General features: G+C 62.2%; 22 protein-coding genes. 17 read left to right on the top strand and 5 right to left on the bottom strand.

The window, feature by feature from the left end; translation table 11 throughout:
* The first annotated feature begins 34 nt into the window (after window positions 1–34).
* The 7 genes from NE852_RS02795 (at window position 35) to NE852_RS02765 (ending at window position 8142) form a co-directional block, all read left to right on the top strand.
* Window positions 35–1537: a UxaA family hydrolase gene (locus tag NE852_RS02795; RefSeq protein ID WP_008524338.1), complete on the top strand. Its 1503-nt coding sequence runs from the start codon at window positions 35–37 to the stop codon at window positions 1535–1537.
* Between the two features lie 90 nt (window positions 1538–1627).
* Complete coding sequence (locus tag NE852_RS02790) at window positions 1628–2647, top strand: aldo/keto reductase (RefSeq protein ID WP_008524339.1); 1020 nt, start codon at window positions 1628–1630, stop codon at window positions 2645–2647.
* Between the two features lie 9 nt (window positions 2648–2656).
* Window positions 2657–3103, top strand: coding sequence for an RbsD/FucU family protein (locus NE852_RS02785; RefSeq protein ID WP_008524340.1), 447 nt, complete (start codon window positions 2657–2659; stop codon window positions 3101–3103).
* 208 nt (window positions 3104–3311) lie between these two features.
* Window positions 3312–4301, top strand: coding sequence for an ABC transporter substrate-binding protein (locus NE852_RS02780; RefSeq protein ID WP_008524341.1), 990 nt, complete (start codon window positions 3312–3314; stop codon window positions 4299–4301).
* A 103-nt stretch (window positions 4302–4404) separates the two neighbouring features.
* Window positions 4405–5958: a sugar ABC transporter ATP-binding protein gene (locus tag NE852_RS02775; protein ID WP_008524342.1), complete on the top strand. Its 1554-nt coding sequence runs from the start codon at window positions 4405–4407 to the stop codon at window positions 5956–5958.
* Between the two features lie 27 nt (window positions 5959–5985).
* Window positions 5986–6960 (top strand): ABC transporter permease, encoded by a 975-nt coding sequence (locus tag NE852_RS02770; RefSeq protein ID WP_258156180.1) that lies wholly within the window; start codon window positions 5986–5988, stop codon window positions 6958–6960.
* A 165-nt stretch (window positions 6961–7125) separates the two neighbouring features.
* Complete coding sequence (locus NE852_RS02765) at window positions 7126–8142, top strand: zinc-binding alcohol dehydrogenase family protein (protein ID WP_008524347.1); 1017 nt, start codon at window positions 7126–7128, stop codon at window positions 8140–8142.
* On the opposite strand, the gene NE852_RS02760 is transcribed toward NE852_RS02765, so the two are convergent.
* Both NE852_RS02760 and NE852_RS02755 read right to left on the bottom strand, forming a co-directional pair.
* Window positions 8139–8864, bottom strand: a complete 726-nt coding sequence (locus tag NE852_RS02760; protein WP_008524349.1) for a copper homeostasis protein CutC — start codon at window positions 8862–8864, stop codon at window positions 8139–8141. The two genes, NE852_RS02765 and NE852_RS02760, sit on opposite strands and share 4 nt — an antisense overlap.
* Before the next feature lie 32 nt (window positions 8865–8896).
* The gene (locus NE852_RS02755; protein WP_008524350.1) at window positions 8897–10117 is read right to left on the bottom strand and encodes a LysR family transcriptional regulator; all 1221 of its coding nucleotides are present in this window, start codon (window positions 10115–10117) and stop codon (window positions 8897–8899) included.
* Window positions 10118–10538: 421 nt separating this feature from the next.
* Here NE852_RS02755 and NE852_RS02750 point away from each other — a divergent pair, with 421 nt between their 5' ends.
* The 6 genes from NE852_RS02750 (at window position 10539) to NE852_RS02725 (ending at window position 17291) form a co-directional block, all read left to right on the top strand.
* Complete coding sequence (locus NE852_RS02750) at window positions 10539–11447, top strand: ABC transporter substrate-binding protein (RefSeq protein ID WP_008524353.1); 909 nt, start codon at window positions 10539–10541, stop codon at window positions 11445–11447.
* An 84-nt stretch (window positions 11448–11531) separates the two neighbouring features.
* Complete coding sequence (locus tag NE852_RS02745; protein WP_008524354.1) at window positions 11532–12698, top strand: ABC transporter permease; 1167 nt, start codon at window positions 11532–11534, stop codon at window positions 12696–12698.
* A complete protein-coding gene (locus tag NE852_RS02740) occupies window positions 12695–13639 on the top strand; it encodes an ABC transporter ATP-binding protein (RefSeq protein ID WP_008524355.1) in 945 nt (314 codons plus the stop codon). Before NE852_RS02745 ends, NE852_RS02740 begins: the two co-directional genes overlap by 4 nt.
* Window positions 13636–14385, top strand: a complete 750-nt coding sequence (locus NE852_RS02735) for an ABC transporter permease (RefSeq protein ID WP_008524356.1) — start codon at window positions 13636–13638, stop codon at window positions 14383–14385. Before NE852_RS02740 ends, NE852_RS02735 begins: the two co-directional genes overlap by 4 nt.
* 47 nt (window positions 14386–14432) lie before the next feature.
* A complete protein-coding gene (locus tag NE852_RS02730; protein WP_008524357.1) occupies window positions 14433–14828 on the top strand; it encodes a VOC family protein in 396 nt (131 codons plus the stop codon).
* Between the two features lie 9 nt (window positions 14829–14837).
* Window positions 14838–17291 carry a glycoside hydrolase family 2 protein gene (locus NE852_RS02725; protein WP_008524359.1) on the top strand — a complete coding sequence of 818 codons (2454 nt, stop codon included), beginning with the start codon at window positions 14838–14840 and terminating at the stop codon, window positions 17289–17291.
* A 76-nt stretch (window positions 17292–17367) separates the two neighbouring features.
* Here the strand turns inward: NE852_RS02725 and NE852_RS02720 are convergent, their stop codons facing one another.
* Window positions 17368–17760, bottom strand: a complete 393-nt coding sequence (locus NE852_RS02720; protein WP_008524361.1) for a PRC-barrel domain-containing protein — start codon at window positions 17758–17760, stop codon at window positions 17368–17370.
* 253 nt (window positions 17761–18013) lie between these two features.
* Here NE852_RS02720 and NE852_RS02715 point away from each other — a divergent pair, with 253 nt between their 5' ends.
* From NE852_RS02715 to NE852_RS02700, 4 genes are all read left to right on the top strand, one after another.
* Window positions 18014–19714, top strand: a complete 1701-nt coding sequence (locus NE852_RS02715) for a long-chain fatty acid--CoA ligase (protein WP_008524362.1) — start codon at window positions 18014–18016, stop codon at window positions 19712–19714.
* A 140-nt stretch (window positions 19715–19854) separates the two neighbouring features.
* Window positions 19855–21480: a glucose-6-phosphate isomerase gene (gene pgi / locus NE852_RS02710; RefSeq protein WP_008524372.1), complete on the top strand. Its 1626-nt coding sequence runs from the start codon at window positions 19855–19857 to the stop codon at window positions 21478–21480.
* A 658-nt stretch (window positions 21481–22138) separates the two neighbouring features.
* Entirely contained in the window at window positions 22139–23398 is a 1260-nt protein-coding gene (gene ltrA / locus NE852_RS02705; RefSeq protein ID WP_258156179.1) for a group II intron reverse transcriptase/maturase, read from the top strand.
* 128 nt (window positions 23399–23526) lie between these two features.
* Window positions 23527–24330: an alpha/beta fold hydrolase gene (locus NE852_RS02700; RefSeq protein ID WP_008524378.1), complete on the top strand. Its 804-nt coding sequence runs from the start codon at window positions 23527–23529 to the stop codon at window positions 24328–24330.
* A gap of 3 nt (window positions 24331–24333) precedes the next feature.
* On the opposite strand, the gene NE852_RS02695 is transcribed toward NE852_RS02700, so the two are convergent.
* The gene (locus NE852_RS02695) at window positions 24334–25260 is read right to left on the bottom strand and encodes a carbohydrate kinase (protein WP_008524380.1); all 927 of its coding nucleotides are present in this window, start codon (window positions 25258–25260) and stop codon (window positions 24334–24336) included.
* A 62-nt stretch (window positions 25261–25322) separates the two neighbouring features.
* Window positions 25323–26018 (bottom strand): orotate phosphoribosyltransferase, encoded by a 696-nt coding sequence (locus tag NE852_RS02690; protein WP_008524381.1) that lies wholly within the window; start codon window positions 26016–26018, stop codon window positions 25323–25325.
* Between the last annotated feature and the right edge of the window lie 21 nt (window positions 26019–26039).

Here is a 26039-nt window from a genome sequence, read left to right as displayed (position 1 = left end):
ACACTTTTCGGCATTGTGCTCCAGGGAGAAAAGATTGGACAAACAGCCTTGGATTATCCTCTCGGCCGGAGACAATGTCGCGGTCGCAACGGCGGCTATCGCGCCGGGTTCGACGGTTGCCGGCGTTGAGGCTCGCCAGAAGATCGATCCCGGCCATAAGGTCGCGATTGCGGATATTCCGCTTGGGTCGCCCGTGGTGAAATACGGACAGGCCATCGGCCGCACCACGGCCGAGGTCAAGGCCGGCGACCATGTGCACAGCCATAACCTGCATTTCGAAAACGACCGGCTGGCCGCGACCGCCAATTCGGCACCGGAAGCGGCGAGCGCCGAGGACACGGCGCGCACCTTCATGGGCTATCGCCGTGCCGACGGGCGCGCTGCAACGCGCAATTATATCGGCATCATCGCCAGCGTGAACTGTTCCACCACGGTCTGCCGGGCCATCGCCGACGAGGCGAACCGGACGATCCTGCCGCATTATGACGGCATCGACGGTTTCGTGCCGATCGTGCACGATCAGGGCTGCGGCATGAGTTCGACGGGCGACGGCATGAACGTGCTGCATCGCACGCTTGCCGGTTATACCAGGCATGTGAATTTCGGCGGCGTGCTCATGATCGGCCTCGGCTGCGAGGTCAATCAGCTGACGCTTTACGGCCAGAGCGGCGCGGGCGCATCGAAGCGGCACTTCAACATCCAGGACGCCGGCGGTTCGCGCCGCGCGGTCGAGCGCGCCATGGGCGTTCTGCGCGAAATCGCCGCCGATGTCGGTAAGGAAAAACGCGTGCCGATCTCGATCGGCGAGATCATCATCGGCCTGCAATGCGGCGGCTCGGACGGCTTTTCCGGCATCACCGCCAATCCGGCGCTCGGTGTCGCTGCCGATCTGCTGGCTGCGGCCGGCGGCACGGCGATCCTTTCGGAAACCTCGGAAATTTACGGTGCGGAACACCTGCTGCGCAGCCGCGCCGTCAGCGACGAGGTGGCAAAGAAGCTCGACGAGAAGATCGCCTGGTGGGAGGAGTACGTCGCCCTGCACGGCGCCTCGCTCGACAATAACCCTTCGCCAGGCAACAAGCGCGGCGGGCTCACCACCATCCTGGAAAAGTCGCTCGGCGCGGTCGCCAAGGGCGGACGCTCGCCGCTGACGGCGGTCTATGGTTATGCCGAACGGGTCACGGCACCCGGCCTCGTCTTCATGGACACGCCAGGCTACGATCCGGTCTCGGCGACCGGCCAGGTTGCCGGCGGGGCGAACATGATCGCGTTCACCACGGGCCGCGGCAGCTGCTTCGGCTGCCGGCCGGCGCCGTCGCTCAAGCTTTCCAGCAATTCGGCGCTCTATGCCTCGATGGAAGAGGACATGGATATCGATTGTGGCACCATCGCCACCGGTGACGCGACAATCAGCGGCAAGGGCCGCGAGATCTTCGATCTCATCGTCGATACGGCGTCCGGCAAGAAGACGAAGAGCGAAATCTTCGGCTACGGCGACAACGAATTCGTGCCTTGGCATCTCGGCGCGACGCTCTAAGCTTTTTGTCTGCAATCCCTGGAAAACAGCTTCGCGCGGTTTTTCAGAACTGCTCACGACAGACAAGATCAAGTCTTCCGAGGAGGAATGATGAAAACCAGAAGGATCGGCAAGACCGGGCTGCAGGTGACCGAAATCAGTTTCGGTGCTGCCGCCCTCGGCGGCCTCTATCGGGAATGCCCGCGCGAGCAGGCGATGGACACGCTGCAGGCGGCCTGGGACAGCGACATCCGCTATTTCGACGTCGCGCCCTGGTACGGACTCGGCCTTGCCGAACGGCGGGTCGGCGACTTCCTGCGCGACAAGCCCGAAGGCGACTACGTGCTGTCGACCAAGGTCGGCCGGCTGCTCAAGCCGGTACCGACCGGCACCGTGCCCGAATACGGCTATGTCAATCCGCTCTCCTTCGATGCGGATTACGATTATTCCTATGACGGCATCATGCGCTCGGTCGAGTTCAGCTATGCGCGCCTCGGCCTCAACCGCATCGACATTCTCTACGTGCACGACATCGGCGGCTATACGCATGGCGCGGCCAAGAACGCGGTCCACCTGAAGCAGTTCCTCGATTCCGGTGTGAAGGCGCTGGAAGAACTGCGTGCTTCCGGAGCGATCTCCGCCTTCGGCCTCGGCGTCAATGAAGTGCCGGTCTGCCTCGATGTCATGCGCCATGCCGATCTCGACTGTATCCTGCTTGCCGGCCGCTATACGCTGCTCGACCGCTCCGCCGTCGACGAACTCCTGCCGCTCTGCCGGCAGAAGGGCACGTCGCTCGTCGTCGGCGGCGTCTTCAACTCCGGCATTCTCGCGACCGGGCCGGTGCCGGGCTCGCATTTCGACTATATGCCGGCAAACGACGACGTGCTCGCCAAAGTGGGTGCGATGGAGGCGATCTCCAAACGGCACGGGGTGCCTCTTGCTGCTCCCGCGATGAAGTTTCCGTTGCGTGAGGAGATCGTCGCATCGGTGCTGATCGGCACGGCGAAGCCTTCGAGCCTGACGCGCAACATGGAGATCGTCGCGCAGCAGCTTGACGACGGCATCTATGCCGAATTCGAACCTTATACGCTGGTTGCGCCGCCGCTCGGCGCCGAAGCTGTCCGGGTCTGAGGAGAAAACATGCTCAAGGGTATCCATCCACTGCTCGGCCCCGACCTGCTCCATGCTTTGAAGACCATGGGACATGGCGACGACATCGTCATATCAGACGCCAATTTCCCCTCAGGCTCGATGGGCCCGCCTGTCATTCGCGCCGACGGCGTCAGCGCCACAGCGATGGCCGAGGCGATCCTCACGCATATGCCGCTCGACACCTTCGTGCCTGAGACGGCCTGGCGGATGGAGGTGGTCGGCGACCCGCAAGCCGTGCCCGAAGTCTGCGCCGAGTTCCAGCAGATCGTTTCCAAACGCGGCGGCGATTTCCGCATCGTGCCCGTTGAACGCTTCGCCTTCTACGCCATGGCCCGCAAGGCTGCCTATATCGTCGCGACAACGGAATTCCGGCTGTACGGCAACCTTATTCTGAAAAAGGGCGTCGTGCATCCGCACGAGGTCGACATGACCTGATACCTATATTAGGGTATCGTTGTATTGAAATAAAATCAGTTGCTTGGCAGGAGTTTACCAAAGCAAAAAAGCCTATTCGGCGCTCTTGCAATTTGATTGCGCCTCGGCTAGCTTCACCTGGCAAATGTTTTTTATCGATAAAAATCGTCCGCCTGCGTTCAGCGGCCGGTTTATTCGGAGGAGAACGCATCCTGAGAGGAGAACCCTTATGACTATCGTGAAATCCCTTCTGTCCCGCCGCGCCTTTACGGCGCTCGCAGGCGCTGCCGTCATCGCCACGGCGATGCCGGTCACCTCGTTTGCCGCCGAGGTGACGATCCCGATCATCGTCAAGGACACGACGTCCTTCTACTGGCAGATCGTTCTGGCCGGCGCTCGCAAGGCAGGCAAGGATCTCGGTGTCAAGGTGCCGGAACTCGGTGCCCAGGCCGAATCCGACGTCAACGGCCAGATCAGCATTCTTGAGAACGCCGTTGCCGGCAAGCCAGCCGCCGTCGTCATCTCGCCGACCGAGTTCAAGGCGCTCGGCAAGCCGATCGACGAAGCCGCCAAGTCGGTTCCGATCATCGGCATCGACTCCGGCGCCGACTCCAAGGCATTCAAGTCGTTCCTGACGACCGACAACGTCCAGGGCGGCCGCATCGCCGCTGACGGTCTTGCCGCCGCCATCAAGGGGATGACGGGCAAGGAAGAAGGCGAAATCGTTATCCTGACCAACCTTCCCGGCGTCGGCTCGCTGGAACAGCGCCGCGAAGGCTTCCTGGATCAGATCAAGACCAAGCATCCCGGTCTGAAAGTCATCGCCGACAAGTATGGCGACGGCCAGGCGACGACCGGCCTCAACATGATGACCGACCTGATCACCGCCAACCCGAAGCTCGTTGGCGTCTTCGCCTCGAACCTCATCCTGGCGCAGGGCGTTGGCCAGGCGATCGCCGAAAACAAGCTCGGCGACAAGATCAAGGTCATCGGCTTCGACAGCGACGACAAGACGGTCGGCTTCCTCAAGGATGGCGCCATCGCCGGCCTCGTCGTTCAGGACCCCTATCGCATGGGTTATGACGGCATCAAGACCGCGCTTGCCGTCTCCAAGGGCGAAAAGGTTGAAGCCAACGTCGACACCGGCGCAAACCTCGTCACCAAGGCGAATATGGCCGATCCGAAGATCGACGCACTGCTGAACCCGAAGATCAAGTAAAACGACGGACGGGCCGCGCCGGCTTCAAAAACCGGCGCGGCCTTTCTCATCCATGGTATGGTTCACCAGGGATAGAGCAGACGTGACAAGAGAGGAGAGGTCCATGATCGGACTGGAAGAGGTCAGTCATCGCCACGATGACAGCGCGACGCTGAGAGAAGCCAATCGAGTTCCCGCCGGATCGCCCATCCTCGAACTGAAAGGCCTGCAGAAGAATTACGGTCATGTGCAGGCGCTGAAACCGGCGACGCTGACCTTCCTGGCCGGTGAAATCCACGCCATCGTCGGCGAAAACGGCGCCGGCAAATCCACTCTCATCAAATTGCTCACCGGCGTCATCACCCGTACGGCCGGCGAGGTATTGTGGTGCGGCCATCCGGTGGGCCTGTCGACGCCGAACGAGGCAATCGCCCGCGGCATCAACGCCGTTCACCAGGAAGTCGTGCTCTGCCGGCACCTGACGGTAGCCGCCAATCTCTTCCTCGGCGACGAGGTCAACCGTTACGGGCTCATGCGCAAGAAGCAGATGGAGAAGATGGCGCAGGCCGTTCTCGACGATCTCGGCTTCGGCCTGCCGGCCGGTGCGCTTCTGAGCTCGCTGACGATCGGCCAGCAGCAGCTCGTCGCCACCGCGCGCGCGGCCATGCGCGGCACACAGTTCCTGATCTTCGACGAACCCACAGCCTATCTGACGCGCCAGGAATCGGCGCAGCTCTTCAAGCTGATCCGCCGCCTGCAGGGCGAAGGTGTCACCATCGTCTATATCAGCCACCGCATGGAGGAGGTCTTCGAGCTTGCCGACCGTGTCTCGGTGCTGCGCGACGGCACGCATGTCGGCACGCGCCTCATCGGCGAGACCAACGACGCCGAACTGATCGCGCTGATGATCAACCGCTCGATCGAGCAGATCTACCACAAGGAAGAGATTGCGATTGGCGAGACGATCGTCGAGGTCCGCGACCTTTCAGGGCCGGGCTTCGAGAACGTGTCGCTGAGCGTCAAGGCGGGGCAGATCGTCGGGCTTTACGGGCTGATCGGCGCCGGGCGCAGCGAATTCGCACTCGGACTCTACGGACGCCAGCCGATAACATCGGGCGAAATCGCGTGGAGAGGCAAACCTGTCAACATCAGGAACGAGCGCGCGGCGATGGAGCTCGGCATTGCGCTGGCGCCCGAAAGCCGGCGCGACCAGGGGCTATGCCTCAACCTGCCGATCGGCCTCAACATCAACCTGCCAGTGTTCGGACGCCTCAGCCACGGGCCGGTCATCAATCACGCACGCGAATCGACGAATGCCGACAGGCAGATCCGCGATCTCAGCATCAAGACGCCGAGCCGGCGCGTTCCGGCCTCCAGCATGTCGGGCGGCAACCAGCAGAAGATCGTGATCGGCAAGTGGCTGAGCCATGGCGCGAGGCTGTTCATATTCGATGAGCCGACCGTCGGTGTCGACGTCGGCACAAAGGCGGAAATCTACCGGCTCTTCGCCAAGCTTCTGAAGGAAGGGGCAGGCATCATTCTGATCTCTTCCTACCTGCCCGAGGTCTATGAACTGGCCGACCGGCTGCACGTCTTCCGTGGCGGCAAGCTCGTCGCCAGCCATGATTTCCACGCGGCGACGCATGAACAAGTGCTCAGCGAAGCGATCGGCGTCTGAGCCAGAAGAATAAGAGGGAGAAAATTCATGACTGTCACCCCCACCGAAATCGTCGCGCCGCCGCCGCGCCGGACAATGAACATCTTGTTCGGCCTGACCCTGATTGGCCTGCTGCTGCTCCTCTGGCTCGCGCTCGCCATCAAGACGGATAGCTTCTGGACGCCGCTCAACATCTCGAACCTGCTGCGCCAGGGGGCGATGACGGCGATCCTCGCGCTCGGCCAGACTTTCGTCATCATCACCGCCGGCATCGACCTGTCGGTCGGCGCCATCGTCGGCTTCTGCACCGTCATCATCGCCTGGCTGCTGCAGGCGGGCATACCGCTCTGGGCGGCGATCGTGCTGACGCTGGCAATCGGTGTCGCGATCGGCGCCTTCCACGGCTTCGGCATCGTCCATATGGGCCTGCCGCCCTTCATCATCACGCTGGCGACGCTGACATCGCTGCGCGGCATCGGTCTGTTGATCACCAACGGCTCAACGATCAGCATCACCGACGAGACGTTCAGCAATTTCGCCCGCGCCGACTTCCTCGGTGTTCCGAGCCTGTTCTGGATGGTCATCCTGGTGGCGGTCCCATCCTTCGTCTTCCTGCATCTCAGCCGCTGGGGCCGCTATCTCTTCGCCGTCGGTTCGAATGCCGAAGCCGCGCGCCTTTCCGGCGTCAACGTCAAGGGAATGATCTATCTCGCCTATATTCTTTCGGCTTCGTTCGCGGCTTTCGTCGGCGTGCTGCTCGCCTCGCGCATCGCGATCGGCAACGCGACACAGGCCGACGGCTGGGAACTGCAGGCGATCGCCTCCTCCGTCATCGGCGGCACCAGCCTGTTCGGCGCGGTGGGTTCGGTGCATGGCCCGCTGATCGGCGCCTTCATTCTCGCCACCATCAACAACGGCGCGAACCTTCTGAACGTCAACTCCTTCTGGCAGCGCATCATCACCGGTCTGCTGATCATCGTGATCGTGTTCTTCGATCAACTGCGCCGCCGCAAGAGCAATTGAGCGACAAAAGGACAGCCGGCCTGACGGGCCGGCTTCCTCCATTCTAAAGCGCGCCCGAATCTTTCAGATTGGCTCGCCCGCGCTTTAGGTCTTTGTTTTTACGCATGTCGTTACCGCAAACCGCTCACAGTTTTGCGCGCATGCTTTAACAATGCGAGACCCGCCATGAAAGCAGTTCTTTGCCGGGAGCCCGGCGTGCTCGATATTATCGAGCGTCCTTCACCTGCCGCTCCCCCTGCAGGCTGGGTGCGCCTTGCCGTCAGCCACGTCGGCATTTGCGGCACGGATTACCACATCTTCGAAGGCAAGCATCCTTTCCTCGAATACCCCCGGGTGATGGGACACGAGATCTCAGCGACGGTGCTGGAGGCCGGCGAGGGCGTGAGCCTGGCGGCCGGCACGCCTGTCATCGTCAATCCCTATCTCTCATGCGGGCAATGCGTCGCCTGCCGCCAGGGCAAGCCGAACTGCTGCACCAACATCAAGGTCCTCGGCGTCCATACGGACGGGGCCTTCTGCGAGGAAATCTCGGTTCCATCAGGCAATCTCTACCCTGCCGAGGGCCTGAGCCTCGAAGCGGCGGCAACGACCGAATTTCTGGCGATCGGCGCCCATGCGGTGCGTCGCTCGATAACGGGCGCGGGGGCGCGGGCGCTTGTCATCGGCGCTGGGCCGATCGGGCTCGGGACGGCGATCTTCTCGCGCATTGCCGGCCATGAGGTGACGCTGCTCGATACCAGCACCGAGCGGCTGCAGATGGCCTCAGAGCGCTTCGGCTTCACGTCTGGCATCGTCGCCAATGAGGCGACGGCGGACGCGGTACGCGAAAAAACCAATGGCGACGGTTTCGACGTCGTCTTTGACGCGACCGGCTACGGGCCATCGATGGAGAAGGCCTTTTCCTTCGTCGCCCATGGCGGCGCGCTGGTTCTGGTCAGCGTTGTCAAGGACGAGATCCGCTTCTCCGATCCCGAATTCCATAAGCGCGAGATGATGGCGATCGGCAGCCGCAACGCCACCCGCGTCGATTTCGAGCATGTTGCCGATTCGATCGCCAAAGGCCTGGTTCCGGTGGAGAAACTCATCACCCACCGCACGACGCTTGCCGACGCGCCGCGCGACCTCGCACGCTGGGCGCATCAGAAGAACGGGCTGATCAAGGCCGTGATCCGCGTCGCTTAAAAGGCTGCCGCAATCGCGCGGCGCATCTCACCGACCACGGCGACATCCGTCCGGTTCATACTTTTCGCCTCGAAGCCGAACGCGACTGCGCGCGGGTCGGCGCTCTCAACTGGCGAACTGCAGGAGCCGTGAACCTCGCGGACGCCGGTCGCCCGCAATATTTCGCCGACATTTGCCGGACGGATGCCGCTGCCCGGCATGATCGAAATGCGGCCGGCCGCCCTTGCCGAAATGCGTTTCAACGTTTGCAGACCGTCGGTCGCCTTCAGCGCGCAGCCGGAGGTGAGAATGCGTTCGCAGCCGAGCTCGACAGCCTGCTCCAGCGCCTGATCGGCATCCGGCACCAGATCGAAAGCGCGATGCAGCGTCGAACCGAGGCCGGCGGCATGCGCCTTCAGGCGGTGAATGAGCGGCATGTCGAGCGTGCCGTCCAGTTGGTTGGCGCCGATGACGACACCGGCGAGGCCGGCGGCGCGCACCGCATCGATATCCATCATCATCGCTTCCTCATCGATGCTGTCGAAGACGAAGGGGCCGGCGTGCGGACGGATCATCGCATAGACCGGAATGGGCGCTCTGGCGGCGATTCTCATCAGGCCCGGCAGCGGCGTGAGGCCACCGAGCTCCAGCGCCGAGCAGAGCTCGATGCGCCCGGCGCCGCCCGCAATCGCCGCGGCAAGGCCTTCGGCGCTATCCACGCACACTTCCAGCAGAATGGTCACTTGCAGTCTCCCTCGTTCCGGCTGCGCATGCCTTAGATCAAAGCTCCTGCTTGGGCGACAGGTTGCGACGTAATCCTCGCCGCCGCCTCGATGATGACAGCGCAGGCATCGGCCGCGGCTCGACGGTGATTGAAAGCAACGTGATAGGACATCGGCAAATGCTCGTCGAGATCGACGATGCGCACCTTGTCGGCGATCGGCATGGCGCTGACCCGGCCGAGAAAAGAGACGTAGCCGTGATTGGCGACGAGGTCGACGATCACGGGCAGCGAATCCGCTGCGGTGATATCCCGATTGCGCAGACGCCGGTTGGAGGCGCCCTCATAGCTGAAGGCCATGGCCGCGTGCCCGAGGCCGGTGCGTGGGCTCGGCATGCAGATCGCGTGGCGGGCGACGAGATCAGCGACCGTGGTTTCCGTACTTTGCGGCGGCGCGATTACCACCATGTCGGTCTCGAGCAGTTCGCGATGCCGGAAGCTTTCGAGGCCAAAGACCGAATCCAGGATCGCGACATCGATGCGGCCGCTCTTCAGCGCCTCGCGCAGATCATCGGCAGTCATCGAAACCAGCGAAATCGCATTGTTGTTGCGGCGGGCATTCCATTCGGAAACCAGCGCGCCGAGGCAGCGCGCCACCCAGCTTTCCGATCCGGTCGGAATGATCGAGCCGATGCGCAGCGACCGGGCGGTGCGCCGATAGCGCTCGTCGGCGGACGATTTGAGATCGTTCCATGCCTGGCTGATCGCCGTGAAGATCTGATAGGCGCGCCTGCCCTCCTCCGTCAGCACGGAGCCCTGGGCCTGCCGCTCGAAGAGGCGGTGGCCCAGAAACTTCTCGAGATTGGCAAGCTGAAGCGAAAGCTGCGGCTGACCGAGGCGAAGCCGGCGGGCGGCGCGGTTGATGCTGCCTTGGTCGGCGACTTCGAGAAAACGCTCCATGGTGACGATCTTGACGGGAATGCGGGATGCCCAGGCCTCGTAGGCACCGCCGTCCGCATTGTCATGACCGGTCAATTGCCCGAACTCAGAGGTGGCAGCCGCGATCGGCCCCAGCCCTTCCAGCACCCTGTCGCTTGCGAGCAGCGTCACCAGCTCGCCGGAGGCGCGTTCCGTCAGCTTCAACGCCAGTTCGGACTCAAGATTATGGATTGCGGTGGAGACAGTGGAGGGCGACAGCTGGAAGCGCCGCGCCGTCTCGCGGACAGAACCGGAGATCAGGACATGGTTTGCAATGAACAGGGCACCGAGATGCAAACGGCTACCTCCGGAAAGCGCTGGAAAATCCGGACGATATGATGTGTTCACGAAAAAAGATATCCCTGCCCCGGCGGAGGCGGGCTATCGTTTCCGTCATAAAAAACCCGGGCGGCGGAAAACCGCAAAAGAGCCGGGGAATATCGTGGAAACACGCAAGGGGACAAAAACAAATCGCGCCGCCCTTGGAAAAGGGAATGCGTTTCCGCGCGCGGAGATGCATTCGCCGCCATAATCGTGCCGCGACCGCAAATACTGGAGGGGGCTTGCATCGATTTTTCGAGCATGCACGCTATTTCCATGACGCACGCAATTCCGGCATGATGGCGGCCTCGTCGCCCTCGCCGGCGGATTTTCATATGCGCAGGCCTCCCGTCGGGGCTCACGCTATATTTAACGGTGTCAAACAAGGGGACTTTCCATGCTGAAGAAACTTGCACTTGCCGTTTCGCTCTCCGCCTTCGCGGCGGGTGCCGCCCAGGCCGCAGACGTCGTCGTATCGTCGAAGATCGACACCGAAGGTACGCTGCTTGGCAACGTCATCGCGCTCGCCCTCGAGGCCAACGGCATCAAGACGCAGGACCGCATCGCGCTCGGCGCGACCCCCGTCGTGCGCAAGGCGATTACCGCTGGCGAAATCGACATCTATCCCGAATATACCGGCAATGCCGGCTTCTTCTTCAACAAGGCGGACGACGCCGCGTGGAAGAACATCGACCAGGGCTATGAACTGGCGAAGAAGCTCGATTACGACGCCAACAAGATCGTCTGGCTGACGCCGTCGCCCGCCAACAACACCTGGGCGCTTGCCGTGCGCAACGATGTCGCCGGCCCGAACAAGCTGAAGAGCCTGACGGATTTCGGCAAATGGGTTGCCGGCGGCGGTGCGGTCAAGCTTGCGGCTTCGGCCGAATTCGTCAATTCGGCCGGCGCGCTTCCCGCGTTCCAGACGACCTATGGCTTTCAGCTGAAGCCCGACCAGACGGTCGTTCTCTCCGGCGGCGATACGGCGGCGACGATCAAGGCGGCGGCCGACCAGACGAACGGCGTCAACACCGCCATGGTCTACGGCACGGACGGCGCGATCGAAGCGGCCGAACTCACCGTTCTCGAGGACGACAAGAACGTGCAGCAGGTCTATGCGCCCACCCCGATCATCCGCGAAGAGGTGCTGAAGGCCAATCCGAAGATCGAGGAAGTGCTCTCGCCGATCTTCAAGAGCCTGACCGCCGACGAGTTGCGCAAGCTCAACGCCAAGATCCAGGTCGACGGCGAGCCGGCGAAGTCCGTCGCCGAGGCCTATCTCAAGGAAAAGGGCTTCCTGAAGTAGTCATCGCTCGCTCCGCCCGATTGCGGGCGGAGCCTCCCATTGCTGATAGGTTGGGCAGACGGGTTGGCAGACACAGTTGAATTGATGGAAGAGACCTCAGCGGTCCGCCGGCTGGACCGGCTCGGCGTGGTCCTGGTGACGTGCGGTATCGCGGCGACGGCGCTGATGCCCTTCATCTATGTGAAGGCGAACCGCATCGCGGCCGGCAAGCCGATGTTACTGCTGCAGCTTCTTCCTCAGCCTTCCGTCATCTTCCTGACGATCCTCCTTGTCCTTACCGCCTTCGCCACGCTGTTCCTGAAGCAGGCCGTCGCGCGGCTTGTCATCGCCACACTCTGCCTTGCCGCGCTGATCGTCGCGATCGGCCTCGTCTCGGCGGCGGCAACGCCGCCGGGCAGCACGGTCGCGCGCATGACGCCCGGCGGCGGCTTCTGGGTTCTGTTTGCCGTCATCGGGCTCGTCATCTCGGATGCGCTTGTCAAAATCCGGCTGGCGCCCTGGATGCGGGTCGCAGCCCTTGCGGCGTATGCGGCGCTGCTCTTCGTCTCGCTCTCCTCAGGCCTGCTCGACAGTCTGTCGATCATGAAGGAATTTTCCACACGGTCGGCGCAATTCGAGACTGAAGCGATCTCGCATTTGCTGCTGGCATTCGGCTCGCTTGCGATCGCCATCGTTCTCGGCCTGCCGCTCGGCATCCTCTGCTTCTGGGTGCCGAAGCTGCGCGCCGTCGTGCTGCAGGGCCTGAGCCTCATCCAGACAATCCCCAGTCTGGCGCTCTTCGGTCTGCTGATGCTGCCGCTCGGCTATCTCGCCACCCATGTGCCACTGGCCGCCGCCATCGGCATCCGCGGTATCGGCACGGCGCCGGCGCTGATCGCGCTGGTACTTTATTCGCTGCTGCCGATCGTCGCCAACACGGTCGTTGGCCTTCAGGGCGTCGACCCTTCGGTACGCGATGCCGCCGCCGGCATGGGGCTGACCCGCCGGCAGATCCTGACCGGTATCGACATGCCCCTTGCCTTTCCCGTCATCCTCACCGGCATCCGCATTGTGCTGGTGCAGGCGATCGGCATGGTGACGATCGCTGCGCTGATCGGCGGCGGCGGCTTCGGCATCTTCATCTTCCAGGGGCTCGGCCAGACGGCGATGGACCTCGTCCTCCTTGGGGCCGTGCCGACCGTCTTCTTCGCCTTCTCATCGGCCGTCATCCTCGATGCGGTCATCGACAGCATCCGGGGATCCGCCGCATGAGCATGATCGAGATCAGGAACGTCACCAAGCGCTATGGCGCCGCCCCCGTTGTCGACAAGGTCTCGATGAGCGTCGAGAAGGGTGAGATCACCGTCATCGTCGGCACATCAGGCTCGGGCAAATCGACGCTGATGCGGATGATCAACCGGCTGGTGCCGATCACCGAGGGTCAGATCTTCGTCGGCGGACAGAACATAATGGACGTTGAGGTGACCGAGCTTCGCCGCAGGATCGGTTATGCGATCCAGGGACACGGCCTCTTCCCGCACCGGACCGTGGCGCAGAATATCGCGACGGTCCCCCAACTCCTCGACTGGGATTCCACCCGCATCGCCAAACGGGTCGAGGAACTGCTCGGGCTTTTCAACCTCGATCCGGCTGATTTCGCCGACAAATATCCGCATCAGCTCTCCGGCGGCCAGCAGCAGCGTGTCGGTGTCGCCCGCGCACTTGCGGCCGAACCGGAGCTGCTATTGATGGACGAGCCCTTCGGGGCGCTCGACCCTGTCATCCGCGGCAAGGCGCAAGACGACCTCTTGGCGATCCAGAAGCAGTTCGGCACGACCGTCATCCTCGTCACACACGACATGGACGAGGCCTTCCATCTCGGCAATCAGATCGCGGTGATGAGCCAGGGCAGATTGCTACAATGCTCGACGCCGGAAAAGATTCTCACCGAACCCGCCGATCCCTTCGTCCAACAATTGACCGGCACCTCCGACCGGGCGCTGAAGCTGATGTCGCTGCTCCCGCTGAAGGACAGCATGGAGCCGGCCAAGAACGGTCTCGCCTATGCGCTCCCGCAGTCGCTCAGCCTGCGTGATGCGCTCGCCGAAATGATCTGGCAGGGGGTCGAGGAGGCGGCCGTGCAGGATGGCGAGAAGGCGCCGGTGGGATCGATCTCGATGAGCCGGCTTCTCAAGCTAGGCCGCAAGGCATGAAACTCCTTGTCGCCAATCTCTTCCGCCTGGCGGCGCTCGCCCTGCTGTTGATCCTGCTGTTCAGGACGGAGTGGCTTTCCTTCCTGCTCGTGCCGCTGACGAACAACAATGCGCCCGCGGTCTATACCCAAAACAGTCTTGCCTCGCTTGCCGCGGGGCACCTGCAGCTCGTCATCGGATCGATCGCCTGCAGCGCCGCGCTCGCCGTGCTCGGCGGCATCTTCGTGACACGGGAAAGCGGGGCGGATTTTCTGCCGCTGTCGCGCGCCATCGCCAATGCAGGGCAGACCTTCCCGCCGGTCGCGGTGCTGGCGCTCGCCGTTCCCGCCACCGGCTTCGGCGCCATGCCGACGCTGATCGCGCTCTTTCTCTACGGCCTGCTGCCGATCTTCGAAAACACCGTCGCCGGCCTGAAGCAAGTTTCGCCGCAGGTGCTCGACGCCGCCGACGGCATGGGCATGAACGGCATGCAGCGGCTGTTTCGCGTCGAGCTGCCGCTCGCCCTGCCGCTGATCCTCGAAGGATTGAAGGTCGCGACCGTCATCAACATCGGCACGGCGACGATCGGCTCGACGGTTGCGGCAAAGGGTCTCGGCGAAGTGATCATCGCCGGGCTGATCTCCGACAATACCGCCTTCATCCTGCAGGGCGGCCTGATCGTCGGCCTGATGGCAGTGCTGATCTATGATGCCATGGGTCTCATCGAAGGCGCGATCACGCGAAGAATCGGCTTGCGTGCGGCGTAAGAGGACCGCTACCAAGGCTGCGGTGATCGATTCAAAGGGAGGCCGCCTTGGCGAAGATGATCCACTCCATGATCCGCGTTCTCGACGAGGCGCGCTCCGTCGAATTCTACAGCAAGGCCTTCGGCCTCTCGGTCGCCGACCGCGTCGATTTCGACACTTTCACTCTGATCTACATGAGCAATGCCGAGACCGGCTTCGAGCTGGAACTGACCGTCAACAAGGGGCGGACCGAGCCATACAATCTCGGCAATGCCTACGGGCATCTCGCCCTCTCCGTCGAAGAGGTTGCCGTCGAGCGCGAACGGCTGGCGAAACTCGGGCTGAAGCCGGGCGAGCTGGTCGAGCTCAATCGCGACGGCAGGCTCTTCGGCCTGTTCTTCTTCATCAGCGATCCCGACGGTTACAAGATCGAGGTGCTGCAGCGCCACGGCCGCTTTCTGTAAGGCAGGCTGATGATCGAAAAAACGACGCTCAATTCCGGTTGGACGCTTTCCTGCAACGATACAGAAAGGGTCAGCCTACCAGACGCGATCCCCGCAACGGTGCCGGGATGTGTGCATCTCGACCTCCTCGCCAACCGGCTGATCCCCGATCCCTATATCGACGTCAATGAGATCACCAATGATTGGATCGCCGAGGCGGACTGGACCTATCGCTGCACCTTCGAGGCGACGCCGAATGATGGCAGGATACAGGAGCTCGTCTTCGACGGACTCGATACGATCGCGACTATCGTACTGAACGGCCAGGAGATCGGCCGTACCTTCAACATGCACCGCACCTACCGCTTCGATGTCTCGGAGCTATTGAAAGCCGGCGCGAACGAACTCGCGGTCACCTTCCAGTCGGCCTACGCCTATGGCGCCGAGATGGAGAGGCACTACGGCTACCGGCCCAACAACTATCCGGGGCCGGGCAATCTGATGCGCAAGATGGCCTGCAATTTCGGCTGGGACTGGGGACCGACGCTGGTGACGGCGGGCCTCTGGAAGTCCGTGCGGCTGGAAAGCTGGGATCGGGCGCGACTTGGACAAACGCGGGTGTCGGCGACGCTTGCCGGTGGGGACGGGCTGGTGAAGGTGCATGCGAAGCTGGCGCGGCAAGGTGACCATACCCCATGCAGCCTCGTCGGCGAGATCGGCGGTGTGACCACGACGATCTCGGTTGCGGCCGATCAAGACGAAGTCGCCTTCGAACTTCGCCTGCCCTCGCCGCAGCTGTGGTGGCCGCATCATCTGGGCGCGCAACCGCTCTATCCCCTGACGGTGAAGCTGATCGACGAGACCAGCAGCGATCTGCTTGATACTTACGAGCGGGAGCTCGGCTTTCGCTCGCTGCGGCTCGACACCTCCCCGGACGAACACGGCTCGGCCTTCACCTTTATCATCAACGACGTACCGCTCTTCATCTGCGGGGCGAACTGGATCCCCGACGATTGCTTCCCGTCCCGGGTGACGGCCGAGCGTTATGCGGCGCGGATCGAGGAGGCGAAGGGCGCCAATATCCATATGCTGCGCGTCTGGGGCGGCGGCATCTTCGAGCGCGACGAATTCTACGAAGCCTGTGACCGCATGGGCATGCTGGTCTGGCAGGATTTCCTCTTTGCCTGCGCCGCCTATCCGGAGGAGGAGCCGCTCAAGAGTGAAGTCGAGGCGGAGGTGCGCGATAATGTCGTGCGGCTGATGCCGCATGCCTCTCTCATCCTCTGGAACGGCAACAACGAGAATATCTGGGGCTTCGACGAATGGGGCTGGCGGCCGATTATCAAGGCGGGTGAAAGCTGGGGGCTTGGCTACTATCTCGACCTGCTGCCGAAACTCTCAGCCGAACTCGACCCCGACCGCCCCTATTATCCCGGCAGTCCCTATTCCGGCTCGATGGAGATCGAGCCCAATGCCGACGCGCATGGCTGCAAACATATCTGGGACGTGTGGAACGACGTCGGCTACGAGGTCTACCGCAATTACATCCCGCGCTTCTGCTCCGAATTCGGCTGGCAGGCTCCGGCCAACTGGGCGACGATCGAGGAAAGCGTGCACGACGCGCCGCTGACGCCGCAATCGAATGGCGTCTTCCACCATCAGAAGGCGACCCAGGGAAACGACAAGCTGATCCGCGGCCTTTCCGGCCACCTGCCGGAACCGAAGACGATGGACGACTGGCACTTCGCCACCCAGCTCAACCAGGCGCGCGCCATCCGCTTCGGCGTGGAGCACATGCGCTCGTACCGAAATATCTGCAAGGGCGCGGTGGTCTGGCAGTTCAACGACTGCTGGCCGGTGACCTCATGGGCTGCACTCGATTCGGCTGGGCGCCGCAAGCCGCTCTGGTATGCGCTGAAGGCGGCCTATGATCCCCGCCTGCTGACGATCCAGCCGCGCAACGGCGGGCTTGCGGCGGTGGCGGTCAACGAACGAACGCTGTTCTGGCGGGCCAGGATCAGCGGCAGGCGCATGAAGCTCGATGGCACCGTGCTTGCCGAGTTCGAATTCTGGCGGCTGCTCTGCGACCGCTTCGAGGCCAAGGAATTTCCGCTGCCGGAGGATATCGTCAGCCCCGACTTACCGAAAGACGAAGTGATCGTCGTCGACATGCTCGACAGACGGGCCTTCCATTATTTCGTCGAGGATATCGAACTCAATCTGCTGGCGCCGCGGCTGAGCGTTGATGTCAGGGAGATCGACGGCGGTTATGCGGTGACGGTCACTGCGCAAAACTTCCTCAAGGACCTCTGCCTGATGGCGGATCGGCTGGCCCCCGATGCAATTGTCGACACGATGCTGGTGACGTTGCTGCCGGGCGAGAGCCATGTGTTTGCGGTGAAGACGTCAAAGATGATCCGGGCCGAGGATATTACTATCGGCACCGTGTTGCGGTCGGCCAATGATCTTATCGCGCGGTGGTAGAGGGGCCATCGGCTACAGCACATGAAAAAGGCCCCGCGTTCCACGGGGCCCTTCCAGCTCGGTCCATCGGACGAGATTACATCCAGTAGGGCGGCACGCCGTAGTAATCGTAGACCCGGCGGCCATTATCGTTGTACCAGGTGTCGTCATCGTCCGAATAGCTTGGTGCGCCCTCGATCTGCTCCTTGGTCAGGTCGATGCGATAGCCATCCAGCTTGGTGTCGTAGTTCAGCTTTTCCCAGGGAAGCGGATAATGATCGTGACCGATGCCAAGGAAGCCGCCGAAGCTCAGTACGGCATAGGCGACGCGGCCGTCGCGTTTCCCGATGATCAGGCGTTCGATGGAACCGATATGCCGGCCATCCGGGCCATAGACGCGGGTGCCCTCGACACGGTCGCTGGCGATCAGCGAGTGCGTGTCCTTGACATTCGGGTCACGGCGGGTGGCGTCGGTATCCTCGTTCAGCATTGTGCACCTCCTTTTTTGGTGTTCCTCATGGCGAGTATGGATGATCAAACTCCACCGCAGACTCAAAGTTCCCCGGCCTCGCCATTATCGTGCTACGGCGAAATGTTGACGTTTACGTCAAGGTTAGTATAGCTTCAATCTCGGCTTGAACCGTTCAGGCAATGGCATAAGCTGCCGGACTGAAAGATGGAGGATCCTTCAGTCGATTCCCGGCAACGCGCCGGTGCGGCGGCCTCAAGGGAGAGAGGACACGATGAACAGCATTTCCGTCCATCCGCACGGAGAAAAGCCCGGAAAGCCCTGGCTTGCCAGCTATCCCGATATCATTCCGGCCGAACTCCCGCCGCTGGAACACGCCTCGCTTGCCGAACTGCTCGATAAATCCTGCGCCCGTTACGCTGACCGCATCGCCTTTTCCAGCATGGGCAAGAAAATGAGCTACCGCGAACTGGAGAGCCAGACGCGCAAGGTCGGCGCCTGGCTGCAGAGCATTGGCCTTGAAAAGGGCGACCGCGTCGCAGTGATGATGCCGAACGTGCTGCAGAACCCGGTCGCCACCTACGCCATCCTGCGCGCCGGCCTCGTCGTTGTTAACGTCAACCCGCTCTACACGCCGCGCGAACTCGAACACCAGTTGCGGGACTCCGGCGCCAAAGCGATCTTCGTGCTGGAGAATTTCGCCCGCACCGTGGAACAAGTGCTCAACAAGACCGATCTGCACCATGTCGTCGTCACCTCACTCGGCGAAATGCTCGGGCCGAAGGGGCTGATCGTCAATTTCGCCGTGCGTAAGGTGAAGAAGCTGGTCCCCTCATGGTCCATTCCTCAACACAAGAGTTTCGGCCAGGTGTTGCGCGAAGGTTCTGCAAAAAAGCTCCAGCCGGTCACGCTTGCAGGCGGCGACATCGCCTTCCTGCAATATACCGGCGGCACGACAGGCGTTGCCAAGGGCGCGGTACTGACGCATCGAAACCTGCTCGCCAACAAGATGCAGCTCTCTCTCTGGCTCCGATCCGCCTTCGAGCGCAAGAAGCAGCCAGAAGTGCTGAATTTCCTGTGCGCCCTGCCGCTCTATCATATCTTCGCGCTGACGGTGAATTCGCTGATGGGCATGTCGCTCGGCGCCCATAATATCCTGATCGCCAACCCGCGCGACATTCCCGGTCTCGTCAAGGAATTCGAAAAGTCGAAGGTGCATATCTTCCCCGGTCTCAACACGCTGTTCAACGCGCTGATGAACAATGCCGACTTCGCCAAGCTCGACTTCTCCCCGCTGATCATGTCGCTCGGCGGCGGCATGGCCGTCCAGCGCCCGGTCGCCGAACGCTGGCTCAAGATAACCGGCACGTCGATAACGGAGGGCTATGGCCTATCCGAGACATCGCCTGTTGCCACCGCCAATCGTTTCGATTCGCCCGAATTCACCGGATCGATCGGCCTGCCGATGCCCTCCACCGACCTCGATATCCGCGACGAGGCGGGCCAATCGCTGCCATCAGGCGAAGTCGGCGAGATCTGCATCCGGGGGCCGCAGGTGATGGCCGGCTATTGGCAGAAGCCGGAGGAAACGGCGCGGGTGATGACAGCCGACGGCTACTTTCGCTCGGGCGACATGGGTTTCATGGACGAACGCGGCTATACCAAGATCGTCGACCGCAAGAAGGACATGATCCTCGTCTCGGGCTTCAACGTCTATCCGAACGAGATCGAGGAGGTCGCCGCCATGCATGCCGGCATCCTCGAGGCCGCCGCGATCGGCGTGCCGGACGGGCATTCCGGCGAGGCGGTGAAGCTCTTCGTGGTCAGGAAGGACCCGAACCTGACGGAGGCTGAGGTGAAGGCCCATTGCATCGCCAACCTCACGAACTACAAGCGCCCGCGCTTCATCGAGTTCCGCACCGAACTGCCGAAGTCGCCGGTCGGTAAGATCCTGCGCAAGGACCTGCGCGGCTGAATTTGACGATCTCATGAAATTGACGGCCATCCGCTTGCCGCGGGTGGCTTTTTTCATATTTCGAACGGTGGCTGAACTTGATTTGCGCCCGATAAAGCGAATAGTTTCCGCAACCCTTTCCGCCTTCAGAGGAGCTTCCCATGAACGCCATCGTCGAACAGCTGAAAAGCACCGCTGATGCCACCAAGGCGACCGATATCCGTGCCGCCTTCGCCGCCGATCCGCAGCGCTTCTCGCGTTTTTCCGTCTCGCTTGACGACCTGCTGATGGATTATTCCAAGACGGCCGTGAATGACGACATCCTCAAGCTTCTGGTGAAGCTTGCCGAAGAAGGCGGCGTCGAGAACAAGCGCGAGGAGATGTTCTCCGGCAAGGCGATCAACTTCACCGAAGACCGCGCCGTTCTGCACACAGCGCTGCGCAACCGCTCAAATACACCGGTTCTGGTCGACGGCAAGGATGTCATGCCTGACGTCAACGCCGTGCTTGTCGCCATGGGCAAGTTTGCCGACGATATCCGCTCCGGCGCGCTGAAGGGTGCGACCGGCAAGGCAATTACCGATGTCATCAATATCGGTATCGGCGGCTCGGATCTCGGCCCCGTTATGGCGACGCTGGCGCTTGCCCCCTTCCATGACGGTCCGCGCGCGCATTTCGTCTCCAATATCGACGGCGCCCATATCGCCGACATCCTGAAGCTCGTTCAGCCGGAGACGACACTTTTCATCGTTGCCTCGAAGACCTTCACGACTGTCGAGACGATGACCAATGCGCAAACGGCGCGCAAATTCATTGCCAGCGCACTTGGTGAGGCAGCCGTGCAGCACCACTTCGCCGCCGTCTCGACGGCGCTCGACAAGGTCGCCGCCTTCGGCATCGACAGCGCCCGCGTCTTCGGCTTCTGGGATTGGGTCGGCGGCCGCTACTCGATCTGGTCGGCGATCGGCCTGCCGCTGATGATCGCGATAGGGCCGGAGAATTTCGGCAAGTTCCTCGATGGCGCCCATGCCATCGACAATCACTTCCGTCAGGCGCCGATTACCGAAAATCTGCCGATGCTGCTCGGGCTGATCGGCTTCTACCACCGCAATGTGCTGGGCTATCCCACGCGCGCCATCCTGCCCTACGACCAGCGGCTGTCGCGCTTCCCGGCCTATCTGCAGCAGCTCGACATGGAATCGAATGGCAAGGGCGTCACCATCGACGGCACGCCGGTCGAGGGCAATTCCGGTCCCGTCGTCTGGGGCGAGCCCGGCACCAACGGCCAGCATGCCTTCTATCAGCTCATCCATCAGGGCACGAGCATCATCCCGGCCGAATTCATGATCGCCGCCAACGCCTTCGAACCGGAGCTGCGCCACCAGCACCAGCTTTTGATTTCGAACGTTCTCGCCCAATCGGAAGCGCTGATGAAGGGCCGCACCTTCGCTGAGGCCAAGAAGCAGCTGACCGACAAGGGCATGGACGACAAGAAAGCCGATTTCATCGCGCCGCACCGCGTCTTCCAGGGCAACCGGCCGTCGATCACCTTCGTCTACGACAAGCTGACACCCTATGCGCTCGGCCGCCTGATCGCGCTTTATGAGCACCGCGTCTTCGTCGAAGGGGTGCTCTTCCGCATCAACTCCTTCGATCAGTGGGGCGTGGAGCTCGGCAAGGAACTGGCGACCGGCCTGCTGCCCGTGGTCGAAGGCAAGGAAAGCGCTGCCGGCCACGATTCCTCGACGCAAGGTCTCGTTGCCACGCTGGCAAAGCTCGCCAAGTAATATCGGCGATCACGCTACTATCGAAGCCCATCCGCGATGCGGGTGGGCTTTTTTGTGTGCGCCAGGCATGGCGCGTGGTGCGAGAGCACCGTTTGACCGGGATGGTATCCGGTTGATGACTTGGAGGTGAAAGTCCTCTGCAGGCCCTGGTGATGGGAACTGCTAGCCGAACAACAAGGGCGTCGTTGCAAGGCGAGGTCTGAAGGAAGTTGTAAGCAAAGTGCCGGCCTGACGAACAGGAAACGCATATGAGGCGACCGCATCCGGACGAAGGTGCACAAATGCCTGAAGTCCAATATCACCCGGAGGATGCGGCCGTAGATGCGACAGGTATATGGCACGAAGGTCACGCGTCTTACCCTGGGAGACCTGCCGACCTGCCCCTGGTTTCAGGTGTGCTACCGGCGTCGCGAGGCGTCGGGATGGGGCGGCAGGGGTCAGCAGAAGCCGTATTAGCCGACCAAGCGGTGAAGGGCCGAACATTGAGTGCCGGACGGAGGCCGGTCTTTCGATGGTGAGGACAGACGCAGAAGACGGGGCTGAGACGCCCCGTGCCCATGCTGAGAGCAGCGGCCGGAAGCCGCGAGGGCAGGCATTGGGTGCATCAGACACCACGGCAGGGCCGGGATCCTCTCGACCGGAGGCGAATGAGCGACTGATGGAGGCGATCCTCAGCCGCGAGAACATGATGGCGGCTTACCGCCGGGTGGTGGCGAACAAGGGTGCGCCGGGTATCGATAAGATGTCTGTCGAGCAATTGAAGGCATACCTTGCGGAGCATTGGCCGCGCATCAGAGAAGACCTGCTGGCGGACCGCTACAGACCGACGCCGGTGCGTGGGGTGGAAATCCCCAAGCCTGGCGGCAAAGGGATGCGGCAATTGGGCATCCCGACGGTCCTGGACCGACTCATCCAGCAGGCGATGCATCAGGTGCTGATGCCGATCTTCGACCCGGACTTCTCTGCTTCCTCCTACGGCTTCCGGCCGGGGCGGAGCGCCCACGACGCGGTTCTTGCCGCCCGGTCTTATGTGGCCGGCGGCCGTCGCTTTGTGGTCGATCTTGATTTGGAGAAGTTCTTCGACCGAGTGAACCACGATGTCTTGATGGCACGCGTGGCACGCAAAATCGGAGACACGCAGGTGCTGCGGTTGATCCGCCGTTACCTGCAGGCTGGGCTGATGACGGGCGGGATCGTAACGGCACGCAGCGAAGGCACGCCGCAAGGCGGTCCACTCTCGCCGCTGCTGTCAAATATCCTGCTCGACGATCTCGACAAGGAATTGGAGCGGCGCGGTCATGCCTTCTGCCGCTACGCCGACGACTGCAACGTCTATGTACGTTCGCAGCATGCCGGCGAGCGGGTCATGGCCTCGCTCACCTGCTTCCTTACCGAACGGCTGAAGCTAACGGTCAATGGCGCGAAGAGTGCCGTGGACCGTCCATGGAAGCGTACCTTCCTCGGCTACACCATGACCGCCCACAAGGCGCCGCGTCTGCGGATCGCGGCGTCGAGCGTGGCGCGGTTCAGGGGCAAGCTGAAGGCTGCCTTCCGTGCCGGGCGCGGTCGCGCCCTTGGCGCCACCATCAAAGACCTTACCCCGATCCTGCATGGCTGGATTGCTTACTTCCGGCTGACCGACAGTAAGGGGATTCTCGAGGACCTTGATGGCTGGCTGCGGCGCAGGTTGCGCTGCATCCTGTGGCGGCAATGGAAGAAACCGGCCACGCGCGCTATGCGGTTGAGGCAACGAGGACTGACGGAACAGCGTGCCCGTGACTCGGCGGGGAACGGCCACGGCCCTTGGTGGAATGCCGGGGCCAGCCACATGAACGACGCCTTCCGAAAAGCCTTCTTCGAACAGCTGGGGCTAGTCTCACTCCAACAGGAACTCCGACGCCTAAACCACACTCGATGAACCGCCGTGTACGGAACCGTTCGCACGGTGGTGTGGGAGGAGGGTGCCGCAAGGCTCCCTCCTACCCGATTTGACCCTGTCGAAATGCGGGGCATCTCGTCGTCTATAGAGTGACAGAGGAGAAGCCGATGACTGCAACAGATGATGAGCTGGTGAAATTCGAAGCCGAGGGGGCGCAGGCATTGCCGCCCTCCAACGACCAGGGCTTCGTCGAGAATGAAGGCGCGCGCATCTGGTATGCGAGTTATGGCGCAGGCCCTGATGTCATCCTGCTGCATGGCGGGCTCGGCAATAGCGGCAACTGGGGTTATCAGGTTCCCGATCTTGTCGAAGCCGGCCACCGGGTCGTGGTGATCGACAGCCGAGGGCATGGCCGCAGCACGCGCGACAACCGTCCCTATACCTATCACCTGATGGCCTCAGATGTGCTGGCCGTGATGAACCATGCCGGGATCGAGGAAGCGGCCTTTGTCGGCTGGAGCGATGGCGCCTGCACGTCGCTCATCCTTGCCGACCAGAACCCGGAGCGGGTCTCCGGCGTCTTCTTCTTCGCCTGCAACATGGACCCCAGCGGCACCAAGGAATTCAAGGCGACGCCAGTCATCGACCGCTGCTTCAGCCGCCACCGGAAAGATTATCAGGCGCTATCGGCGACGCCTGACCAGTTCGAGGCCTTCGTCGGCGATGTCTCCAAGATGATGGCGACGGAGCCGAATTATACGGCCGGTGAGCTAGCCGCCATCAGGGTGCCAGTTTCCGTCGTGCTTGGGGAGCACGACGAATTCATCATGCCTGAACATATCGATTATCTGGCAAGGACGATCCCGAATGCGGAATTCGTGCTCATGCCCGGTGTCAGCCATTTCGCGCCGCTGCAGCAACCGGACCTCTTCAACCGCGAGGTCCGGGCCTTTCTCGACCGGATCGAATGAGACTTAGAGGCCGATTTCGCGCGCCCAGGGCGGATTTGCGCCGGCGCGGGAGACCGTGACGGCCGCCGCCTTGGCGCCAAGCGCCAGGGCGTTGCGGAGCGCTTGTTCGTCGAGATTGGCGACCTGCGCTTTGGTCAGCAGGTTATCCATCTTCAGCGAGGCGAGAACGCCGGCATCGAAAGTGTCGCCGGCGCCGACCGTGTCGACGACCGCGACACGTTCGCTCGGCACCGTCACCTTGCGGTCTTTCGTATAGCCGGAAGCGCCTTCGGCGCCCTTGGTGATGACGACGAGTTTGGCGCCGTGGTTCAGCCAGTGGGCGGCGAGCGCATCATGATCGCCTTGCAGCCCGAACCAATCGAGATCCTCGTCGGAGAACTTCACGATGTCTGATTTGGCCGCCATCCTCTTGATCCGGGCCATATGCGCCGGCTTGTCCTTGATGAAGCCGGGGCGGATGTTGGGATCGAGCGATATAACGCGGGTCGCCGCTTCGCGATGGAGGAGCGCTTCGTAGGTTTCGCCGCAGGGGCTAGGGATCAGGCTGATCGCGCCGAAATGCAGCGCTTCGCAATCGTCGCCGAGAACTGGCAGGTCCGCCTCGGTGATCATCCGGCCGGCCGTGCCCTCGTCGTAGAAGGCATAGGTAGCCTGGCCGTTGACGAGCTTGACGAAAGCAATCGTCGAAGGACGCAGCGTGATGGCGCAGAGGCTGTAATCGACATTGCTTGCCTTCAGGGTCTCAAGCAGGATTTCCCCCATCATGTCATCGGCAATGCCGGTGAAGAAGGCAGTGGGAATGCCGAGACGGCCGAGCGCGATCGCGGTGTTGAAGATCGCGCCGCCGGCATAGGGCGCAAAGCCCTTTTCACCCAGGGTCGTGTCCCTCGGCAACATGTCGATCAGGGCTTCGCCGCAGCACAAAATCATCGGATTCCTCCCAACAGGACGTACGTGTTCTTCAATCGATTAAGCGAGCTTTTGTCAAAAGGCTAGAGCGGAAGCTCACTTACGCCACCATTCCTTTGCGACCAGGCAAGCGGCGCATCGAGGAAGGCTTCGACTTCCGACAGCGTCTTGTGATCGAAGAGCCTCTGCTGCTTGGCAATCGCCAGAACCTCGCGCCAGGTGGCGATATGATGGAACTGAACCTTGCCATTGGCGAAACGCCGTTCGGCTTCCGGGAAAATACCGTAGGAGAAAAGCGCGATGCCGTGATCGACGATGCCGCCGGCCGCGCGGATGGCATCGATGAAGGTGAACATGCTGCCGCCCGCCGTCGTCAGATCCTCGATAACAAGCACGCGGGCGCCTTCCTTCATCTCGCCCTCGATCTGCGCGTTGCGGCCATGGCCCTTCGGCTTCTTGCGGACATAGATCATCGGCAGGCCGAGGCGATCGGCTAGCAGTGCGGCGAAGGGAATACCCGCGGTTTCGCCGCCAGCGATGCAATCGAACTGCTCGAAGCCTGCGTCGCGCAGCAGGATGCTCGCAGCAAAATCCATCACGGTCGAGCGGATGCGGGGGAAGGACAGGAGCTTGCGGCAATCGATATAGACCGGGCTCATGATGCCGGAGGCGTATTTGTAGGGCGTCTCGGCGTTGAAGTGCACCGCCTTGATTTCCCACAGCATCTTTGCCAGCAGCTCTGCCATGACGGCGCGGTCGGGGAACGTGGTCTGGATCATGCGGCTCTCTCCTTCGGCTGA

The organism is Rhizobium sp. Pop5 (assembly GCF_024721175.1).
GTDB lineage: Bacteria > Pseudomonadota > Alphaproteobacteria > Rhizobiales > Rhizobiaceae > Rhizobium.
The sequence above is the reverse complement of the archived record's forward strand: the minus strand, read 5'-3'. Positions and strand labels throughout refer to the sequence as shown.